Source organism: Burkholderiales bacterium, from assembly GCA_015075645.1.
In the GTDB taxonomy this organism is placed as follows: Bacteria; Pseudomonadota; Gammaproteobacteria; order Burkholderiales; family Casimicrobiaceae; genus VBCG01.
The window spans coordinates 620,725-640,395 of record JABTUF010000002.1 but is presented as its reverse complement, the minus strand read 5'-3'; the positions used below and the strand labels follow the sequence as shown (position 1 = coordinate 640,395).

20 protein-coding genes are annotated in these 19,671 nt (G+C 71.1%); 15 read left to right on the top strand and 5 right to left on the bottom strand.

All coding sequences use genetic code 11. From position 1 onward, the window contains the following. Positions 1-11: 11 nt before the first annotated feature. Complete coding sequence (locus tag HS109_06410) at positions 12-1,112, top strand: ABC transporter ATP-binding protein (protein MBE7522002.1); 1,101 nt, start codon at positions 12-14, stop codon at positions 1,110-1,112. Then, a complete protein-coding gene (locus tag HS109_06405; protein ID MBE7522001.1) occupies positions 1,109-2,806 on the top strand; it encodes an iron ABC transporter permease in 1,698 nt (565 codons plus the stop codon). The genes HS109_06410 and HS109_06405 overlap by 4 nt, the downstream gene beginning before the upstream one ends. A 119-nt stretch (positions 2,807-2,925) precedes the next feature. Here HS109_06405 and HS109_06400 read toward each other — a convergent pair whose 3' ends face one another. Then, positions 2,926-3,693, bottom strand: a complete 768-nt coding sequence (locus tag HS109_06400; GenBank protein MBE7522000.1) for an inositol monophosphatase — start codon at positions 3,691-3,693, stop codon at positions 2,926-2,928. Positions 3,694-3,813: 120 nt separating this feature from the next. Here HS109_06400 and HS109_06395 point away from each other — a divergent pair, with 120 nt between their 5' ends. From HS109_06395 to HS109_06340, 12 genes are all read left to right on the top strand, one after another. Then, positions 3,814-4,869: a galactose mutarotase gene (locus tag HS109_06395; protein ID MBE7521999.1), complete on the top strand. Its 1,056-nt coding sequence runs from the start codon at positions 3,814-3,816 to the stop codon at positions 4,867-4,869. 94 nt (positions 4,870-4,963) lie between these two features. Then, positions 4,964-5,731 carry an SDR family oxidoreductase gene (locus HS109_06390; GenBank protein MBE7521998.1) on the top strand — a complete coding sequence of 256 codons (768 nt, stop codon included), beginning with the start codon at positions 4,964-4,966 and terminating at the stop codon, positions 5,729-5,731. Between the two features lie 12 nt (positions 5,732-5,743). Next, positions 5,744-6,736, top strand: coding sequence for an FAH family protein (locus HS109_06385; protein ID MBE7521997.1), 993 nt, complete (start codon positions 5,744-5,746; stop codon positions 6,734-6,736). 2 nt (positions 6,737-6,738) lie between these two features. Next, complete coding sequence (locus HS109_06380; GenBank protein ID MBE7521996.1) at positions 6,739-7,677, top strand: SMP-30/gluconolactonase/LRE family protein; 939 nt, start codon at positions 6,739-6,741, stop codon at positions 7,675-7,677. After that, positions 7,674-8,474, top strand: a complete 801-nt coding sequence (locus tag HS109_06375; GenBank protein MBE7521995.1) for an IclR family transcriptional regulator — start codon at positions 7,674-7,676, stop codon at positions 8,472-8,474. Before HS109_06380 ends, HS109_06375 begins: the two co-directional genes overlap by 4 nt. Positions 8,475-8,611: 137 nt before the next feature. Next, positions 8,612-9,565, top strand: coding sequence for an MBL fold metallo-hydrolase (locus HS109_06370; GenBank protein MBE7521994.1), 954 nt, complete (start codon positions 8,612-8,614; stop codon positions 9,563-9,565). 209 nt (positions 9,566-9,774) lie between these two features. Further along, positions 9,775-11,418, top strand: coding sequence for an FAD-dependent oxidoreductase (locus HS109_06365; protein MBE7521993.1), 1,644 nt, complete (start codon positions 9,775-9,777; stop codon positions 11,416-11,418). A 13-nt stretch (positions 11,419-11,431) separates the two neighbouring features. Further along, entirely contained in the window at positions 11,432-11,638 is a 207-nt protein-coding gene (locus tag HS109_06360) for a DUF2783 domain-containing protein (protein ID MBE7521992.1), read from the top strand. A 19-nt stretch (positions 11,639-11,657) separates the two neighbouring features. Beyond that, on the top strand, positions 11,658-13,007 hold the full coding sequence (locus HS109_06355; protein MBE7521991.1) for a homogentisate 1,2-dioxygenase: 1,350 nt from the start codon (positions 11,658-11,660) through the stop codon (positions 13,005-13,007). 308 nt (positions 13,008-13,315) lie between these two features. After that, complete coding sequence (locus HS109_06350; protein MBE7521990.1) at positions 13,316-14,092, top strand: enoyl-CoA hydratase; 777 nt, start codon at positions 13,316-13,318, stop codon at positions 14,090-14,092. Beyond that, the gene (locus HS109_06345; protein MBE7521989.1) at positions 14,092-14,742 is read left to right on the top strand and encodes a hypothetical protein; all 651 of its coding nucleotides are present in this window, start codon (positions 14,092-14,094) and stop codon (positions 14,740-14,742) included. Before HS109_06350 ends, HS109_06345 begins: the two co-directional genes overlap by 1 nt. Further along, positions 14,739-15,350 carry a hypothetical protein gene (locus HS109_06340; protein ID MBE7521988.1) on the top strand — a complete coding sequence of 204 codons (612 nt, stop codon included), beginning with the start codon at positions 14,739-14,741 and terminating at the stop codon, positions 15,348-15,350. Before HS109_06345 ends, HS109_06340 begins: the two co-directional genes overlap by 4 nt. Here the strand turns inward: HS109_06340 and HS109_06335 are convergent, their stop codons facing one another. From HS109_06335 to HS109_06320, 4 genes are all read right to left on the bottom strand, one after another. Further along, positions 15,351-15,818, bottom strand: a complete 468-nt coding sequence (locus HS109_06335) for an META domain-containing protein (GenBank protein MBE7521987.1) — start codon at positions 15,816-15,818, stop codon at positions 15,351-15,353. A gap of 80 nt (positions 15,819-15,898) precedes the next feature. Beyond that, positions 15,899-16,420 (bottom strand): VOC family protein, encoded by a 522-nt coding sequence (locus tag HS109_06330; GenBank protein MBE7521986.1) that lies wholly within the window; start codon positions 16,418-16,420, stop codon positions 15,899-15,901. Then, a complete protein-coding gene (locus tag HS109_06325) occupies positions 16,417-16,839 on the bottom strand; it encodes a helix-turn-helix transcriptional regulator (GenBank protein ID MBE7521985.1) in 423 nt (140 codons plus the stop codon). Before HS109_06325 ends, HS109_06330 begins: the two co-directional genes overlap by 4 nt. A 65-nt stretch (positions 16,840-16,904) precedes the next feature. After that, positions 16,905-18,536, bottom strand: a complete 1,632-nt coding sequence (locus HS109_06320) for a hypothetical protein (GenBank protein MBE7521984.1) — start codon at positions 18,534-18,536, stop codon at positions 16,905-16,907. 164 nt (positions 18,537-18,700) lie between these two features. On the opposite strand from HS109_06320, the gene egtD reads away from it, so the two are divergent. Further along, positions 18,701-19,657, top strand: a complete 957-nt coding sequence (gene egtD / locus HS109_06315; protein ID MBE7521983.1) for an L-histidine N(alpha)-methyltransferase — start codon at positions 18,701-18,703, stop codon at positions 19,655-19,657. Positions 19,658-19,671 lie beyond the last annotated feature (14 nt).

The window sequence follows — 19,671 nt, the reverse complement described above, 5'->3', positions numbered from 1 at the left end:
GCGCGCCACCGATGGCCGGCGCGGCGCTTCGCGTACGCGACCTCAGCAAGTCCTTCTCCGCGGTCGACGGCGTGGTCCACGCCGTCGACCGCGTGTCGTTCGACGTCGCGGCGGGCGAGTTCTTCACCATGATCGGCGCGTCGGGCTGCGGCAAGACGACGACGCTGCGGATGATCGCCGGTCTCGAACCGCCGACGTCCGGCACGATCACCATGGGGGAGTTGGACTTCGTCTCGCTGCCCGCGCAGCAGCGCAACATCGGCATGGTCTTCCAGTCGTACGCGCTGTTCCCGCACCTGACGATCTTCGAGAACGTCGCCTACGGACTGCGGCTGCGCGGCACGCCGCGCGCCGAAATGGAGCGCCGTGTCGCGGCGACGCTCGCGATGCTCGAACTCGAACCGTACGCGCAGCGCCATCCCGCGGGCCTGTCGGGAGGCCAGCAGCAGCGGGTGTCGATCGCCCGCGCGCTCGTCTACGAGCCGTCGCTGCTGCTGCTCGACGAACCGCTCGCCAACCTCGACGCCAGGCTGCGCGTGCAGATGCGGGAGGAGTTGCGGGCGCTGCAGCGGCGCCTGGGGATCACGACGCTCTACGTCACGCACGACCAGGAGGAGGCGACCGCGGTGTCCGACCGGATCGCGGTGTTCGACCGCGGACGACTGATCCAGCAGGGCACGCCGGAGGCGATCTACGCCGCGCCGGAGACGCTGTACGTGGCCGAGTTCATCGGACGCGCGAACTTCCTGCCCGCGACGCTCGCCGTCCCCGCGAGCCCCGAGCAGGGCGTATTGCTCGAAGGCGGCCTGCGGCTCGCGGCCCGACGGCATTTCACGCTGGGCGCCGAGGAGGCCGCGACGCTCGCGGGAACCGGGGCTGCGGTCGTGATGCTGCGCCCCGAGCACCTGACCGTCGCGGCGTCCGCCGGCGACGTCGCGGGCCGCGTGCTTCGCGTCGAGCTGCTGGGCGGCCTCGTCCGATACCGGGTGGCGACCGCGCTGTCCCCGCGGCCGATCGCAGTCGAGACCACGAGGCCGGTCGCGGGCATCGCCGAGGGCGGCGCGGCGTGGCTGTCGCTGCCCGCGTCCGACGCGATCGTGTACCACCGATGATCGGGCCGTTCGCGTCCGCCGGCGCCCCGTCGTGGCGACGCGAGCCGGGTCCATGGCTCCTCGGCATCGCCGTGGCGCTCGTGGCCATCGTGTTCCTGCTCCACCCGCTGGCCAACGCGATGCTGCTCGCGTTCGTGAAGAGCGGAGCGGACCCGGGCTGGGGAAGCTTCACCCTCGAACATTTCGCGCGCTTCGTCAGCGCGGCGAGCTACCGCCGTGCATTGTGGAACTCGATCTATTCGGGCATCGCGGCCACGCTGCTCGCGACGGCCGTCGCGTTGCCGATGGCCTATGCGGTCGCGCGCGTCGAGCTGCCGCTGCGCGGCCTCCTGTGCGCCATGAGTGTGGTGCCGCTGATCTCGCCGCCCTTCATCGGGGCCTACGCGTGGATCATCCTGCTCGGCAGGAACGGCACGATCACGCAGTTCGTCGCCCAGACGACCGGGGTGACGCTGCCCGCGATCTACGGGCCGACGGGCGTGATCCTGGCGCTCGCGCTGTCGTACTTCCCCTACGTGTTCCTCATCGTGCAGGGGGCGCTCGCGGCCGGCGATCGTCACGTCGAGGAGGCGGCGCGCATGGCGGGCGCGGGACGGGCGAGGATCATCCGCACGATCACGCTGCCGCTCGCGCTGCCCGCGATCGCCGCGTCGATGCTGATCGTGTTCATCAAGGCGGTCGGGGACTTCGGCGTGCCTTCGATCCTGGGCGGGGAGTTCCAGGTCCTTCCCACGCTGATCTACTACCAGATCCACGGCTTCTTCAACCTGAACGCCGCCGCGGCGATCGCCGCGGTGAACGTGGCGCTCACCGTGCTCGCCATGCTCCTGCTGTCGTGGGTGAACCGCCGGCGTGCGTTCGCGACCATCGGCGGCACCGCGAGCGCCGCCACGCGCGCGAGCGGCCGGGCCGCGCGGGCGGCCGGGTTCGCCTACTGCTGGCTGCTGATCGCCGTCGCCGTGCTGCCGCAGGTCGTGATCGCGCTCGCGTCGGTCGCCGACAAGTGGCCGGGCACCATGCTGCCGGTGAGCTACACGCTCGAGCACTACCGACGCGTGGCGTCGCAGCTCCTCGCGCCGATCGTCAACAGCCTGCTGCTCGCCGGCGCCGCCACCGCGCTGTGCATCGGCTTCGGAAGCGTCACCGCCTATGCGGCCGCGCGCGGCCGGCTGCGCGCGCGCTGGGCGCTCGACGCGACCATCATGCTGCCGTTCGTGCTGCCGGGCCTGGTCATCGGCGTGGCCTACCTGACCGCGTTCAACAGCGGCCCGCTGGCGCTGACCGGGACCGCGCTCATCCTCGTGCTCGCCTACTTCACGCGGCGCGTGGCGTTCGTGTATCGCACCGTCGCCACCGCGATCGGCCAGATCGACCCGAAGCTCGAGGACGCGTCGAGGATCTGCGGCGCCGGCTGGATGACCACCATGCGGCGGGTCATGGTGCCGCTCGCCGCGCCCGCCGTCCTGTCGGGCGCCATCCTGGTCTTCTCGACGCTGATCGGCGAGATCAGCGCCACGGTGCTCCTGTACTCGGCGCGCTGGAAGACGATGGCGATCGCGATCTACGAGCTGGTGCTGGGCGATCAGCTCGCCGAGGCGTCGGCGATCGGAACCATCACGACGGTCATGACGCTGCTGCTGGTGCTCGCGGCGAGCCGCCTCGCGGGCAGGAACATGGCCGACCTGTTCCGGTAGGGAAGCTCCGCGCGACCCCACGGCGCGCGCGACCTCGCGGACCCATCATGACGACGCGACAGCAAAGCGTTCGCGCGCCCGCCGCCCGGGACGCATCCGCGCGGTTGCGCAGAGCGTTGCTAGGGCCGGTGCGCCGACATCACATCGACGAGCGTGGCGAAGAGCTCGGGCGTCGCGGCGATCGTCTCGTTTCCCGTGGTCATCGCGTCGCCGTCCAGGAAGGGGCGGGTCCGGCCGCCCGCCTCCTCGACCAAGAGGAGCCCGGCCAGCGCGTCCCACGCGTAGAGGTGGCGCTCGGCGTAGCCGTCGAGACGCCCGTCGGCCACGCGCGCGAGGCCGAGCGCCGCCGACCCGCAATTGAGCACGCCGACGCCGCGCTGCAGGAGATCCGACACGAGGGCGCCGTACGCGCCGGCCGGCGTGCGGGCCGAATAGCCGACGTCCACGATCGCGCTCGCGAGGTCGTCGGTGCGGCCGATGCGCAGCGGCAGGCCGTCGCGCGTCGCACCCGCGCCGCGGCGCGCGGCGTACAGCGCGTCGGCCGCCGGCTCGTGGATGACACCGACTTCGGTGCGGCCGTCGATCACCAGCGCGATGGAGACGCACCAATGCGGCAGCGCGCGCGCGTAGTTCGAGGTGCCGTCGATCGGATCGACGACCCAGCACGGCGCGCCCGGCCGCGCACCGCCGCCTTCCTCCTCGCCGAGGATGCCGTCGCCGGGAAAGCGCGAACGCAGCGCGGTCACGAGCATCCGCTCGACCGCGACGTCCGCCGCCGTGACGACGTCCTGCGGCCCCTTGCGACGGATGTCGAGGCGCGGGCGGTCGGTCCGCAGGTCGAGCGCGAGGCGCCCGGCGTCACGGGCGAGTGCTTCGGCGACGCGCATTCGTGCCGCGATTTCCCCGGAGTCCATGCGCCCGAAGCATACCGCGGGGGTTCCCGGACCGCCGGGGATTCCGGTAGGATATTTCCCTTTGACAAACGGTGTTCGAACAAGCAGAACAGAATGCGAGTCGATGCCTTCACCTTCGGCGCGGTCGATGGTGTGCCGGTGCCTGGCTTCGAGCTCCGCAACGCGGGCGGCATCGCGGTCGGTGTCGTCGCCCTGGGTGCCCGCATCGTGCGTCTCGCGATGCCCGACGTGCACGGTCGGAGCGCCGACGTCGTTCTCGGCTTCGACTCGCCGGAAGCCTATCTCGCGTCGGACGCCTACATGGGCGCGACCTGTGGCCGCTACGGCGGCCGCATCCGCGGCAGCGCGTTCGTCCTCGACGGCGTCGCGCATCGCCTGAGCAGCAACGAAGGCGCGCACCATGCGCACGGTGGCGCCGCGGGCTTCGATCGCAGGGTGTGGCGCGCCGCCTGCGATGCAGCGAACGGCGAAGTCACCTTCACGCTCGATTCGCCGGACGGCGACCAGGGTTATCCGGGCGCGCTCTCGGCCAGCGTGAGCTACCGGCTCGACGACGAGGGCGTCCTCGCGATCGACATGCGTGCGCGCGCGGACCGTGCCACCGTCGTGAACCTCCTGCACCACGGCTACTGGAATCTGGCCGGCCACGACGCGGGGAGCATCGCGGCGCATCGGCTGCGCCTCGAAGCGGACTTCGTGACGCCGATCGACGACGCGCTGATCCCGACCGGCGAAGTGAGGTGCGTCGACGGCACGGTGTTCGACTTCCGCGAGGGCAGGCCGATCGGACTCGACCTCGATCGCGTCCCGACCGCGGCCGGCGGCTACGACCACAACTTCTGCGTGCGCGGAGTCGCGGGCGAGTTGCGCCGCGTGGCAACGCTCGGCGATCCCGGCTCGGGGCGCACGCTCGAACTGTTCTCCGACGCCCCCGGCGTGCAGCTCTACACCGGCGGACACTTTCGCGCCGAGGTCGTGGGCAAGGGCGGCGCGCGCTACCGCCGGTACGCGGGAGTCGCTCTGGAGACGCAGCGCTTTCCCGACGCGCCCAACCTGTCGCACTTTCCGAACGCACGTCTCGACCCTGGTCGCGACTACCTGCACCGAATGCGGTTTCGTCTCTTCCACGAGCGCGGAGCCGCGCGATGAACGGGCGATCGCGACGGGTCCGCCGGATTCCGGCCTTGCCGGTCGTTCGCACCGGATGGAGCGCCCGATGAACGCCGATCCCAACCTCGCGTTGATGGACGATGCCGCGCGCTATCCGAGCCTCGCCGGCCGCGTCGTGTTCATCACCGGAGGGGCGTCCGGCATCGGCGCCAGCCTCGTGCTGCACTTCTGCGACCAGCAGAGCCGCGTGGCGTTCGTCGATGTGCGCGACGATCTCGCGCGGGAGTTGATCTCCGGGATCGCCGCGCGCGGCCTTCCGCCGCCCTGGTATCGTGCATGCGACCTCCGCGACGTCGCCGCGCTGCGGGCGGCGATCGCCGAGGCGGGCGAGGCGCTGGGTCCGATCCGGGTGCTGGTCAACAACGCGGGCAACGACGACCGGCACACGCTCGATTCCGTGACCCCGGAGTACTTCGACGACCGCATCGCCGTCAACCTGCGCCATCAACTGTTCGCCGCACAGGCGGTGCGGCCGCAGATGCGCGCCGCCGGCGGCGGGTCGATCGTCAACCTGAACTCGATCACCTGGTCGGTGGCCGACGGCGACTGCGTCTGCTACGTGACGGCGAAATCGGCGATCACCGGACTCACGCGCGCGCTCGCCACCGAACTGGGCCCGGAGCGCATACGCGTCAACGGCATCGCCCCGGGATGGATCATGACCGAGCGTCAGGTGCGGCTGTGGCTGAACCCCGAAGGCGAGCGGCAGATCGAGGAGCGCCAGGCGCTGCCGGGGCGACTGTACGCGCCTGACGTCGCGCGGATGGCGTTGTGGCTCGCCGCCGACGACAGCCGCATGTGCAGCAAGCAGATGTACGTCGTCGACGGCGGATGGATCTGACGGAGGCCTGCGATGCGGATCGTTCAATTCATCGACGACGACGGCGCGCCGGCGGTGGCGATGGTCGATGGCGCGACGCTGCGACCCCTCGCCGGCGTGGCGTCGACCTACGAACTCGCGCGCGCGGCCATCGCGCGGGGGCAGGGCCTCCATACGACGATCGAGCGCTGCCTGACCCCGCGCCGGCTCGACCATGTCGCGATCGAGACGGCCGGCAGGGTGCGGGCGCCGATCTCGCATCCCGACTGCTCGCGGCTGCGCGTCACCGGTACCGGACTCACGCACATCGGCAGCGCGCAGGCGCGCGACCGTATGCACGAACGACCGCCCGAAGGCGCGCCGGAGAGCGACCCGATGAAGATGTTTCGCCTGGGACTCGAGGGCGGCAAGCCGCGCGGCGGCGAGATCGGCGCCCAGCCCGAGTGGTTCTACAAGGGCGACGGCGACATCGTGGTGCCCTCGGGCGTGTCGATCCCGATGCCGTCGTTCGCGCTCGCCGCGGGCGAGGAGCCCGAAGTCGCCGGGGTGTACGTCATCGACGACGACGGCGCGCCGTGGAGGATCGGCTTCACCCTCGCCAACGATTTCTCCGATCACGTCACCGAGCGGCAGAATTTCATGTACATCGCGCATTCGAAGCTTCGGGTCTGCCCGCTCGGGCCGGAGTTGATGGTGGGCGAGCTTCCGGAGGACGTTCGCGGCGAATCGCGCATCGTGCGCGACGGCCGGATCGCGTGGCGCGGCGAATTCGCGAGCGGCGAGGCGAACATGTCGTACTCGATCGCCAACCTCGAGCACCACCACTTCAAGTACGAGATGTTCCGGCGCCCGGGCGACCTGCACGTGCATCTGTTCGGCTGCCCGGTGCTGAGCTTCGCCGAGGGTATGCGCGCGCAGCCGGGGGACGTGTTCGAGATCGACGTGCCGGCGTTCGGGCGTCCGCTGCGGAACACGCTGGTCGCGGACCCGCGCGGCAACCGGCCGGTGGACGTCGGCGTGTTGTGAGCGTGGCCGCCCGGCCCGTCCGCGGCGACGCTCCCGCGGCTCCGCGCGCGAAGCGCCGTGCGGCGTCGGCGGCAGCCAGGGTCGTCGCGCGCACCGCCGACATCCTCGCCGAAGGTCCGGTGTGGGACGGCGCCCGCGGGCGCTTGCGCTGGGTCGACATCGAACGCGGGCTGATGCACAGCACGACGGCCTCCGGAGACGACCTTCGCACCCTTCGATTCGACGAGCGGATCGGCTCGTTCGCGCTGCGCGACGGCGGCTACATCGTCGCTCTGGAGCGCGGCATCGCGCTGTGCGACGACGAGGGCGGCGCGCTTCGCCGCGTCTTCGTCAATCCCGAAACCCCGGGGACCACACGGTTCAACGACGGCAAGTGCGATCCCGCCGGCCGCTTCTACGCCGGAACGCTCGATCTCGCCTTCCAGCGTCCGCTCGGATCGCTGTACTGCGTGGAGGCGGATCTTCAAGGGCGTCGCATCTTCGCGGACGTCATCATCGGCAACGGGCTCGCCTGGTCGGCCGACGGGACACGCATGTACTTCGCCGACAGCGGCCGGCGGCGCGTGGATTGCTTCGCCTACGACGCCGAACGCGGTGTCGCCTCCGCGCGGCGCACGTTCGTCGACACCGCCGCCTGGCCCGGCGTCCCGGACGGAGCGACGGTGAGCGCCGACGGCCTCTACTGGCTGGCGATGTACGACGGCGGGTGCATCGTGGCCGTCGATCCGGAGGGGCGCGTGGCGCGGCGGATCGAGCTTCCGGTCGCGCGGCCGACCTGCTGTGCCTTCGGCGGCGATCAGCTCGCCACGCTCTTCGTGACCTGCGCCGCCGACGCGCCGGGCGTGCGCGATCCGGCATGGGCCGACGCCAGCGTGCTGGCCCTCGAGGTCGGCGCCCGGGGCCTGCCCGCGGTCGCCTTTCGCGCCGCGCCCGGTCCATGAGCGCCGAAGCCCCCGACCAGCGCTATCGCGTGCGCAGTCTGGAGCGTGCGCTCGACGTGCTCGAAGCGCTGGCGCAAGGCGGCCGCGACGGTCTGAGCGTCTCCGAGCTCGCGCGGCGCGCCCGCATGTCGAAGAGCAACTCGTTTTCGATCCTGCATACGCTGATCGCGCGCGGCTATGTCGCCGACCAGGGCGTGGGCATGACTCGCCGCTATCGGCTCACGCCCGGGCTCGCACGGCTCGGCGCCGACATGCTCAGCCGCGATTCGATGACCGTGGCCGGCCAGAGGGTGCTCGAGTCGCTGACCGAACAAACCGGCCTCACTTCGCGGCTCGCCGTGCTCGACGACGGCTATGTGGTTGCGCTTCTGCGCGTGGATGCCCCCGGTCCGGTGCAATTGTCGACGTATCTCGGCCGGCGCGAACTGCCGCACTGCTCGGGCGTGGGCAAGGCGATCCTGGCAACGCTCGCGGACGACGAGGTCGACGCGATCGTGCGAAGGATCGGACTGCCGCGCCGCACGCCTCACACCCTCACTTCCGCGGCCGCGCTCAAGCGTCAGCTGAAGCTCATTCGCAGGCAGGGTTACTCGTTCGACGACGAAGAGGACCATGAAGGCGTGTTCTGCGTGGGCGCGGCGTTCCATGAGCGCGACCGCGCGACCGCCGGCGCGATCAGCGTCAGCGGACTCAAGTCCGGCCGCGACGACGCCGACCTGCACAAGCTGGGCGCGATCGTCAGCGCGCACGCGGTGCGGCTGTCGCAGGAACTGGGGGCAACCGTCGGACCGCGCTGATGCGCATGGCGCCGAGTCGGTGTTCGACGGTGCGATTGCGGCTGACGGCGAAGTCAGACGGGATCCGCGGCCGCGATCGAGGGGCGTTCGCCGCGGTGGTATTCTCGATTCACGCATCCGGGAGCGGACATCGATCGATGAGCACGAAGGCCTTCGCGTCGCACGCCGACGTCGTCGAAAAGCCGGTGTCGTTCGACCGGCTCTCCGACCACGCCTGGGCCTACACCGCCGAGGGCGACCCCAACACCGGCATCGTGGTCGGCGACGACGCGGTGATGGTGATCGACACGCAGGCCACGCCGGTGATGGCGCAGGACGTGATCCGGCGCATCCGCGAGGTCACCGACCAGCCGATCCGCTACGTCGTGCTGTCGCACTACCACGCGGTGCGCGTGCTCGGCGCGTCCGGCTACCGCCCCGACCACGTCATCGCGAGCCGCGACACCTTCGACCTCATCGTCGAGCGCGGCGAAGCGGACATGAAGAGCGAGATCGAGCGCTTCCCGCGCCTCTTCCGCGCGGTCGAATCGGTCCCCGGACTCACCTGGCCCACGATCGTGTTCGACCGCCGGATGACGATGTGGCTCGGGAAGCTTCGCGTCGAGATCATGCAGCTCGGGCGCGGACACACGAAGGGCGACACCGTGGTCTGGCTCCCCGACGAGCGCATCCTGTTCTCGGGCGATCTGGTCGAGTACGACGCGACGCCCTACGCGGGCGACGCCTACCTGGCCGAATGGCCCGCGACGCTCGACGCGATCGCCGCGTTGCGGCCGGAGAAGCTCGTTCCCGGGCGCGGCGCCGCGCTGATGACGCCCGCGCAGGTGAAGGCGGGCCTCGACGGCACGCGCGACTTCGTCACCACGATGTTCGCCTCGGTGCGCGAAGGCGTGCGCGCCGGCAAGGACCTCCGCACCGTCTATCGCGAAACCTACGACCGCCTCGAGCCGCGCTTCGGCCACTGGGTCATCTTCGACCACTGCCTGCCGTTCGACGTCACGCGCGCCTACGACGAGGCGACGCAGCACCCGGATCCGCGCATCTGGACCGCCGCGCGCGATCAGGAGATGTGGCGGATGCTGGAAGGGTGACGAGGCAGGGAAGGGGGAAGAGGGAAGGGAGAAGGGGGCGGCGAGGAGCATGCGACCGTCATTTTGACGTCGATCATGGTCCAAAATCACTGCGGCCGTAGTATCGAGCCCGATGGCAGGGAACCGACGCGCCCGCCGGAGGCGATCCGCACACCGTACCCTTCTCCCTTCCCTCTTCTCCCTTCCCCCTTCCCCCTTCCCCCCACGCAGTGAAGACCTACACGCAACCGCGCTACTTCTACGAGCGCTCGCCCGACATCGACGCGGCGCCGTCGCAGAAGCCGGTGATCGTCGTCGGCGCTGGGCCGGTCGGGCTCGCGCTCGCGATCGACCTGGGCGGGCGCGGCGTGCCGGTCGTCGTCCTGGACGAGGACGACACGGTGAGCGTGGGTTCGCGGGCGATCTGCTACGCGAAGCGCTCGCTCGAAATCCTCGACCGGCTGGGATGCGCCGAGGCGATCTGCACGAAGGGCGTCGGCTGGAACGTCGGCAAGGTGTTCCACCGCGACGACCTCGTCTACCAGTTCGAACTGGTGCACGAGCGCGGCCACCACCGCCCCGGGATGGTGAACCTGCAGCAATACCACCTCGAGGAGACACTCGTGCGCCGCGCGGTCGAGACGCCGGGCGTCGAGATCCGCTGGAAGCACGAGGTCACCGGCGTGCGTCCGGGCCGCGACCGCGTCGACGTGACCGTCGAGACGCCCGAAGGTGGATACACGATGCCGTGCTCCTGGCTCGTCGCCTGCGACGGAGCCAGGAGCCCGGTCCGCCACCTGCTGGGACTCGAGATCGAAGGGCAGATGTTCCGCGACCGCTTCCTGATCGCCGACATCCACATGCAGTCGGCGTTCCCGCCCGAGCGCTGGTTCTGGTTCGATCCGCCGTTCCATCCCGGGCAGTCGGTGTTGCTGCACCGGCAGGCGGACGACGTGTGGCGCGTCGACTTCCAGTTGGGCTGGGACGCCGACCCGGAAGTCGAGAAGCAACCGGAACGCATTCTGCCGCGGCTTCGCGCGATGCTCGGTCCCGACACGCGCTTCGACATCGAGTGGGCGAGCGTCTACACCTTCCAGTGCCGGCGCATGCAGCGGTTTCGCCACGGGCGCGTGCTGTTCGCCGGCGACGCCGCGCACGTCGTCTCGCCGTTCGGCGCCCGCGGCGCGAACAGCGGCTTCCAGGATGCGGACAACCTCGCCTGGAAGCTCGCGCTCGTGATCGACGGCAAGGCGCCCGGTGCGCTCCTCGACAGCTACGACCTCGAGCGCACGCGCGCCGCGGACGAGAATCTGGCCGCGTCGACCCGTTCGACCGACTTCATCACGCCGAAGAGCGCGATCTCGCGCACCTTCCGCGATGCGGTGCTGGAGCTCGCGAAGCGCCACCCGTTCGCACGCAGGCTCGTGAACAGCGGCCGGCTCTCGACGCCGGCGGTGCTCGCCGGCTCTCCGCTCAACACCCCCGACCGCGACGGCGACTTCCCGTCCGGGCCGGGCGCGATGGTGCCCGGCGCCCCGGCCGCGGACGCCCCGGTGCACGGTCCGGCGGGCGAATGGCTGCTCCGTCACCTCGAGCGCGGATTCACGCTGCTCGCGTTCGGGCCGCTGCCTTCCGACGCGGTCGGCGAGCTCGCGCGTGGCGCGGTGCCGGTGAACGTCGTGCAGGTCGATGTCCCCGCGGTGCAAGGCGCCGTCGCGATCCGGGACGTGGAAGGCCTCGTGGCCACGCGCTATGCCGCGTTGCCCGGGACCTGCTATCTGCTGCGCCCGGACCAGCATGTGTGCGCGCGCTGGCGCAGCTTCGACGTGGACGCGGTGCGCGCGGCGCTTACGCGCGCGACCGCGAATGCGTGACACCGGAGAGCCCATGGCCGCACTCGACACCGAACCGCGGATCGCCGATCCGGATGGCTTCTACGAACGCCTGATCGCCGCGCATCGCGGGCTCGACGACGGGCAAAGCGCGCTCGTCAACGCCAAGCTCGTGCTCCTGCTCGCGAACCACATCGGCGATGCCGACGTGCTCGCGCAGGCGATCGAGGCCGCGCGCGAGGATGTCGTCGCGCGCGCCTGACCGCGCACCGGAGCCATCGATGGACGCTACGACGCCGAAGAACGCGCCACCCGCCGCACCGCGCAGCGGGGCGACGCCGCTCGCCTACCAGAGCGGATTTCGCAACGAGTTGGCGACCGAGGCGCTGCCCGGCGCGCTGCCGGTCGGCCAGAATTCCCCGCAGCGCGTGGCCTACGGTCTGTACGCCGAGCAACTGTCGGGCAGCGCGTTCACCGCGCCGCGCGGCGCGAACCTGCGCTCCTGGCTCTACCGGATCCGACCCGCCGCGATGCATGGTGCGTTCCGGCCGATCGACGCCGGGCGCATCGAGAGCGCGTTCGATTCGGTGCCCGCGCCTCCCGACCAGCTTCGCTGGCATCCGCTGCCGCTCCCCTCGGCGCCGACCGATTTCGTCGCGGGCCTCGTGACGATGGCGGGCAACGGCAGTCCCGCGGCGATGAGCGGATGCGCGATCCACGAATACGCGGCGAATCGCTCGATGGAGGGCCGCTACTTCTACGACGCGGACGGCGAACTCCTCATCGTGCCGCAGCAGGGGCGGCTCGTCGTCGCGACCGAGCTGGGCCGCCTCGAGGCCGCGCCGCGCGAAATCGTCGTCGTGCCGCGTGGCGTGCGTTTCGCGGTGGAACTCCCCGACGGCGCGGTGCGCGGCTACGTCTGCGAGAACTACGGCGCGCCGTTCCGGCTGCCCGACCTCGGTCCGATCGGCAGCAACGGGCTCGCCAATCCGCGCGACTTCCTGACGCCGCACGCGTGGTACGAGGACCGCGAGGGCGACTTCGAGCTGGTCGCGAAGTTCCAGGGGCACCTGTGGTCGGCGCGGATCGACCACTCGCCGCTCGACGTCGTCGCCTGGCACGGCAACTGCGCGCCGTACAAGTACGACCTCGGCCGCTTCAACACCATCGGCTCGATCAGCTACGACCATCCCGATCCGTCGATCTTCCTCGTGCTGCAGTCGCAGAGCGACACGCCCGGCGTCGACGCGATCGACTTCGTGATCTTCCCGCCGCGCATCCTCGCGATGGAGCACACGTTCCGCCCGCCGTGGTTCCACCGCAACGTCGCCTCCGAGTTCATGGGGCTGATCGAGGGGGTCTACGACGCGAAGGCCGAGGGCTTCGTGCCCGGCGGCGCGAGCCTGCACAACTGCATGACCGGCCACGGCCCCGACGCGGAGACGTTCGAAAAGGCCAGTGCCGCCGACACGTCGAAACCCAACTACATCCGCGACACGATGGCGTTCATGTTCGAGACGCGGCAGGTGATCCGACCGACCCGGCAGGCGCTCGAGTCGCCGCAGCGGCAGCGCGACTACGCGCGCGTGTGGCAGGGGCTGCGGAAGCACTTCGATCCGGCGAAACGCTGAATCGATATCGGGGGGGCCGGGCCAGTGCGGCGCGGCTCGGACGACACCGAGGCGATGCGGGCGCTTCGGCGACGGCGGCCGTCGGGGCGGCGCGCAGTGTGGCAGGTCGCGAAGACGTCGTTGCGCTGAACCCGGGGGATCGTGCGGGTGCCATGCTCTGGCGGCGCTGGTCCGGACCTCTCGCGCGACATGCTTGCGCGTGCTGCTCGAAAGGGGTGGGGGCCGCCGCGCTATCATGGCGGGTCTGCGCGGCACATCGTCTCGCGCCGCCGCACCGCATTCCTTCGACCACGAACCTCGAACCTCCCATGGCCTACGAAAATCTGCTGACCGAGACGCGCGGACGGGTCGCGATCGTCACGCTCCACCGCCCGGCGCGGTTGAACGCGCTCAACGACGCGATCGCCGACGAGATCAAGTCGGCGCTCGAAGGCTACGACGCCGACCCGGAAATCTCGGTGATCGTCATCACCGGCAGCGCGAAGGCCTTCGCCGCCGGCGCGGACATCGGCGCGATGGCGGAGTGGAGCTACGCGAAGGTGCTCGGCGACAACTACATCTCGCGCAACTGGGAGGCGGTGCGCTATACGCGCAAGCCGGTGATCGCGGCGGTCGCGGGCTACGCGCTGGGCGGCGGCTGCGAGCTCGCGATGGCCTGCGACTTCATCATCGCCGCCGACAGCGCGAAGTTCGGCCAGCCGGAGATCACGATCGGCACGATGCCGGGCTTCGGCGGCACGCAACGCCTGCCGCGCGCGGTGGGCAAGGCGAAGGCGATGGACTGGTGCTTGACCGGGCGGATGATCGATGCGGCGGAAGCCGAGCGTTCGGGCCTCGTGTCGCGCGTCGTGCCGGCCGACAGGCTCCTCGACGAAGCGATCGGGGTCGCGACGCAGATCGCGTCGTATTCGCTGCCGGTGGTGATGAAGGTCAAGGAGGCGGTCAACCGCGCGTACGAGTCGTCGCTCGCCGAAGGACTGCTGTTCGAGCGGCGCGAATTCCACGCGACCTTCGCGCTCGACGACCAGAAGGAAGGCATGCGCGCGTTCGTCGAGAAGCGCAAGCCGGCGTTTCGCAACCGCTGATGGCGCGCGTCGTACCGACGGGAACGAAGCCGCGCAGGCTGCGCCGGCTCGGCCGCGGGTCGCTCATCGCCTGCGCCGCGCTCGTCGCCGCGGGCTGCGCGTCGACGACGCTGCGCGACGCCTGGTTCGACCCGTCGGTGCGTTCGAAGCCGTTCGCGCGGATCCTCGTGGTGAGCGTCGGCGGCGACCTGACGCAGCGGCGCATCTTCGAGGACACGCTCGCCGGCAAGCTCGCGACCGTCGGCGTCGAAGGTATCCCTGGCTACCGCCTGCTGCGGGACGGAACGCTGACCGAGGACGAGATCAAGGGCGGTGTCGCCAGTTCCGGTTCGGACGGACTGCTGCTCGTGCACATCCGCGGCGTGCAGACCCGGACCGATGTGCGCACGACGATGGTGCCGGTGGGACCGGTCGGCGCGGGTTGGTGGGGCTGGTACGGAGGCTGGGTCGCGCAGCCGCAGGTCATCCAGACGCGCATCGCGAGGATCGAGACGTCGCTCTTCGACGTCGCGAGCGATCGCCTCGTGTGGACCGGCGTCACCGAGACCTACGATCCCTCGTCGTTCCGGCGCGAGGCGGATGGGCTCGCCACCGTGATCGCGCACGCGATCGCGTCGCAGGGACTCACACCGTCGAAGGCGGCGGCATGATCGTGCGCGCGCTGGCATTCGTTGCGATCGTGCTCGCCGCGGCCGGTTGCGCGACGACCGACAATCGCGTCGTGCTGCGCGAGTTCGAACAGTCGTCGAACCGCGCGACCCGGCCGCTCGCGAAGATCGCGATCGTGACGATCGACGCCGACGCGGCCCGGCGCAAGGCCTGGGACGACGCGTTCGCGGTCCGGCTCGCGTCGGCGGGCGTGCCGGTCACGACGCGGGACGGCCTGCCCGGTGCGGTCGCGACCGACGTCGGCGCCGTCACGGTCGACGGTGCGGCGGTCATCGAGGCCGCGCGCCGTGCCGGCGCGGACGCGATCCTGTTCGTGCAGCCGCCGAGCGACAAGCCGATCGTGAAGTCGGGCGGCATGTACCGGTGGTTGGGCGCGCGCTCCGATCCCGATCCGCGCACCGACCTCGACACGACGCCTTCGTCGGTCACCGAGGTCCGGCTCTACGCGATCGACACGACGAAGGAAGCCTGGCGCGCGCTGGTGGTGGTCAACTATCCGTCCGGCACCGCCGCCGATGCGAGCGACGTCGCGGCCTCCGTCGTGAACGGCATGGCGAAGCGGGGATTCATCCGCGCGTCGCCGCGCTGATCAGGGCGGCAGGCGCTTCAGTCGCAACGCCGTGGCGTCGCCGCCCTCGAGCACCAGCACGCCGTCGCGGTAGCTCCAGCGCGTGGTCCGCGCGAGGCCGGCGGCGAACGCGGCGTCGAGCGAGCCGTCCGGACACTTCATCTTGGTCGAGGCGGGCGGCGTCAGCGCGAGGCGGTCGCCGTCCCGCGACCACTGCGATGAGCCGCGGTTGCAGTCGAGGCGGAGTTCGGCGCGCCCGGACGCGTCGAAGCGGACGGTGTAGCGGCTCGGGTCCGCGACGTCGATGCGCGGCGCCGAGCCGGCGTCGGTGCCGACCCAGGCGAAGGTGACGCCCACCGGGAACGCCGGCGCCTGCGATTGCGCTCCTGCGCATCCAGCCACGAGAGGCACGGCGGCCGCGGCAACGAAACGCAACGCGCGCTCTCGCAGCGGCCGCGCGAACGGGGAGGGCGTGGCCGCGTCGGACATTCTGCGCGTGCCCGGCGCCGCGCCTGAGGGTCCCGGCGGCGCGCCGCGGCCGCGGTCCGCGTGTCGCGAATCCGAGCGGTTCATGCGCAGCAGCGGCGTGCGGCGCCGGCCGGCTTCGCCGACGAAACCACGGCCGCGCCGCAGCATCCGACCGCGGAGGCATCGCTGGCGTCGTCGGGACCAGCCGCGTCGCAGCAGCGCTCCGCGGCGGGCTCGCCGTGCTCCTCGCCGAAGCGCGTGATCGCGCCGAGGGTGTGGAACGCCTCCCAGGCGACGCCGGCGGGATCGGTGATCCAGTGCTTGTCCGACACCGCGTAGCAGCAGCGCGCGCCGGGCTCGTCTTCGACCGCGCCGGCGCGGGCGGCGTCGAAGCGCTCCCGGATGTCGGCGAGTCCGCCGGCGTCCTCGGCCTCGAAGCCCAGGTGCTCGAGCCCCGTGCGGGCCATGCGCTGCGAGATCGCGAAGTTGACGCGGGGGTCGTCGATCATCCACTTCGCGTAGTCCGGCTTCGCGACGCTCGGCGCGGCGCCGAACACGCCGGAGTAGAACCGGATGCCCTCGGCCAGATCGGGCACCGAGAGGTGGACGTGGAAGCGCTTCATCGTGGTTGCCTCTTATGCGCCGGGGTCGGGGAGCAGGCGGCCGGGGCGCATCCGGTCGCGCATGCAGAGTCGGTCAGCCGGCCGGTCGCCCGGCAGCAATGGTCGACGAGGTAGCCGACGAGCGCGTTCATCGCGATGAGGTCGGCCCGGTAGCGGATGCGGCGCCCTTCGCGCTCAACGGCGACGAGCCCGGCGGTCGCGAGTTCCTTCAGGTGGAACGAGAGCGTCGGCGGGGCGATGTCGTGAATCGTCGCGAGTTCGCCGGGCGTGAGGCCGCCGGGCGCGTGCGCGGTGAGCGAGCGGAAGATCGCGAGCCGCGTCGGTTGCGCGAGCGCGGCGAGCGCGGTGACCGCGCGCACCGTGTCGACCGCCGCGTGCCCGGCGTAGGTGGGGGCCGTGGTGAGCGAGGTGGCTTTCATATTTCCAATATTATGGAATATTGGAACTATGTCAACCCCCAATCCCGCTGACCCCGCCGTTCGCATCAATGCCGCAGTACGCGTACGAGCCAACCCGCCAGCGCGACCGCGGCGGCAACGGCGACCGCGACCCACACGTAGAGCGGCAGGTCGGACGGCCGGCGGGTCTCGGGCAGGAGATCGTCGTCGCGCAGATTCGACGGAAACGGCCGCGACAGCACCGGAATGATCTTCCGGTCCTCCGGATCCGAGGGCACCTTTCCCCGGTATTCCGCGGGCGACACGACCGGCCACGACCCCGGCACGCGCGACGACGGCAATTGCGGCACGTGCACGAACACGAGCGCTTCGAGGTCCCGTGCGAGTTCCCGTTCGAGGTCGCCTGCTTCGTGTCCCGCACCGTCCCGGGCGAGCGTCACGAGCGATGCGCCGATCGTTTCGAACGCGACACTCGGGAAGAGCCGCGTCCGGTCCTCGGTCAGGTACTCGTAGGCCACGCGCGCCTTCGACAGCGAGCGTTCGGTGACGAGCGCCCAAGGGAACGCGAGCCATGCGAGGGCGGTCGACCCGGGGCCGGGCTCGTTCGCGTGCAGCCTCCAGCCGAGCGCGCGCAACGTGTCCACGCTGATGCCCGAGCAGTTCGCGAGCGAATGCTGGTAGTGGAGCTGGTGGCGCCAGAACTGCGCGTAGACGCGGTTGAACGCGCCCTGCACGCGCGCGGGCACGGCGTCGTCCGAGAGCACCGCGACCACGAGCGCCGTGGGCCGGTACCACGCCTGCCCGCTGTTGACGTCGGCGAGATACTGATCGAGCGGCGTGGGGGCCGCGAGGATGCCCTTCTCGCTCACGACGTCGAGCGAGTAGAAGTTGTCGACGAGGATGTCGTCGATCGCGCCGCCGGCCCCGAGGCGCCCGGTGCCGATCGCGAAATGACCGCCCCAGGCCTCGTCGTCGTCGCCCTGCGCGCCGTTCACCATGACGAGCAGCACCGGCTTGCCGTCCCACGCTCGTGCGGAGCCTTCGCGTTCCCAGAGCGGCCGGGCGAGGAAGGGATGGCGCGCGTCGCCGCTCGTCGAGCGCACGAGTTCGCGCAGCGCACGGTCCGCGGGTCGATCGCGGGGCAGCGGGTCGACCGGCGCGGCGGCGTCGATGCGGAAGTCCCGCGGCCACAGCGTGCGTGCCTCGAAGGCGTCGTCGCGCCACTCACCGCGCAGCGCGACCTCGCGGTCGGCGAACCAGCGTCCGGTGCCGGCGTCGGCCCATGAGCCGTTCAGCGGAAGCTTCGGCGCGAGCGTGAGCTTCGCTGTGTGTCCGCCGGCGACGACGTGCTGCAGGTCGGGCGTGGTGCGCGCGTGGCCGATGCGCACTGGCGAACCCAGCCATGCCAGCGGCGGGCGCTGGCCCGGGCGCTCCCGGGCCGCGGGCGTAGCGCTCCACACGCGGACGTCGTCGGCCGCGCGCATTCCGGTCGCGAACCCCGACACCGGCACGCCTTCGCGCGGCACCGCGATCCACTCCTTCGCGAAGTACAGGCGCGGCGACGGCGCGATCGGCGAGAGGTCGCCGGTCGTGACGACGAAATCGCCGGCCGGATAGAGCCCGAGCGAGTCGGACAGCGGAGGAGCGTCGGGAAACGCGGCGGGAGCAGGCTTGGCGAGCATCAGGGCCGCGGCGAAGGCGGAAGCGAACGCGCGCATGACGCGATGATGCCAAGAACCAGGCGGACGCGCGAACGAGCGCGCCGGCGGAGTTCGTCCCTCGTGCTTTGACGTCCGGGCGCCTCCGGGCGCAGACTCGCCTGCCGGCGAGCGGCCCACGCGACCCGCGCGCGAGCGCCACCGAGAACGGAACGCGAGCGAACGTGACGTACGGAGGCATCGCGAAGCGGCTCGACGCCGACCCGGAACGCGAGCGGCACGCGCTCGTCGCGGGCCTGCGCCGTGACCCGGCCGCGATCGCGCCCCGGTACTTCTACGATCGCCTGGGCTGCGCGCTCTACGGCGCGATCTGCGAACTGCCCGAGTACTATCCGCCGCGCACCGAGCGCGCGATCTTCGTCGAGCACCGCGCGGCCATCACCGGCGCCATCGGATCCGGGGGCCAGTGGGTCGACCTCGGGGCAGGCGATTGCCGCAAGGCGCAGGACTGGTTCCCGTTCGCCTCGCCCGCGCGCTACATCGCGGTCGATGTCGCCGAGGATCAGCTCGCGGACTCGCTCCGCCGGGTCGCGGACGCGTTTCCGGCGCTCGACGTCCGCGGCGTCGTCGTCGATTTCACCGAAGGCCTCGACCTCGAGGCGGATCTCGACCCGCGTCCGGCCACGTTCTTCTATCCGGGGTCGTCGATCGGCAACTTCACGCCCGACGACGCGCGCGAACTCCTCGAGCGCGTCCGTATGCACTGCGTCACGCGTCCGGGGAGCGGGCTTCTGATCGGCGTCGACACGAAGAAGTCCGCCGCGCGGCTGGTGCGCGCCTACGCGGATCCGACCGGCGTTACCGCGGCGTTCAACCGCAACGTCCTCAACCACGTGAACCGCCTGATCGGCAGCGATTTCCTCCCCGAGGCCTGGGCGCACGTCGCCCTCCACGACGAAGCCCGCTCGCGCATCGAGATGCATCTGGAAGCCACGAGCCCGCAGGTCGTTTCGATCGGCGGATCGCCGAGGACCTTCGCCGCCGGCGAGCGCATCCACACCGAGAACGCGTACAAGTACGCGCCCTCCGAGTTCGAGGCGCTGCTCCGGGCGGCGGGATACACGCGGATCCGCTGCTGGCAGGACGCCCACGGAGACTTCGCCGTGTTCCACGCGGCCTGAGCGTTCACGCTTCG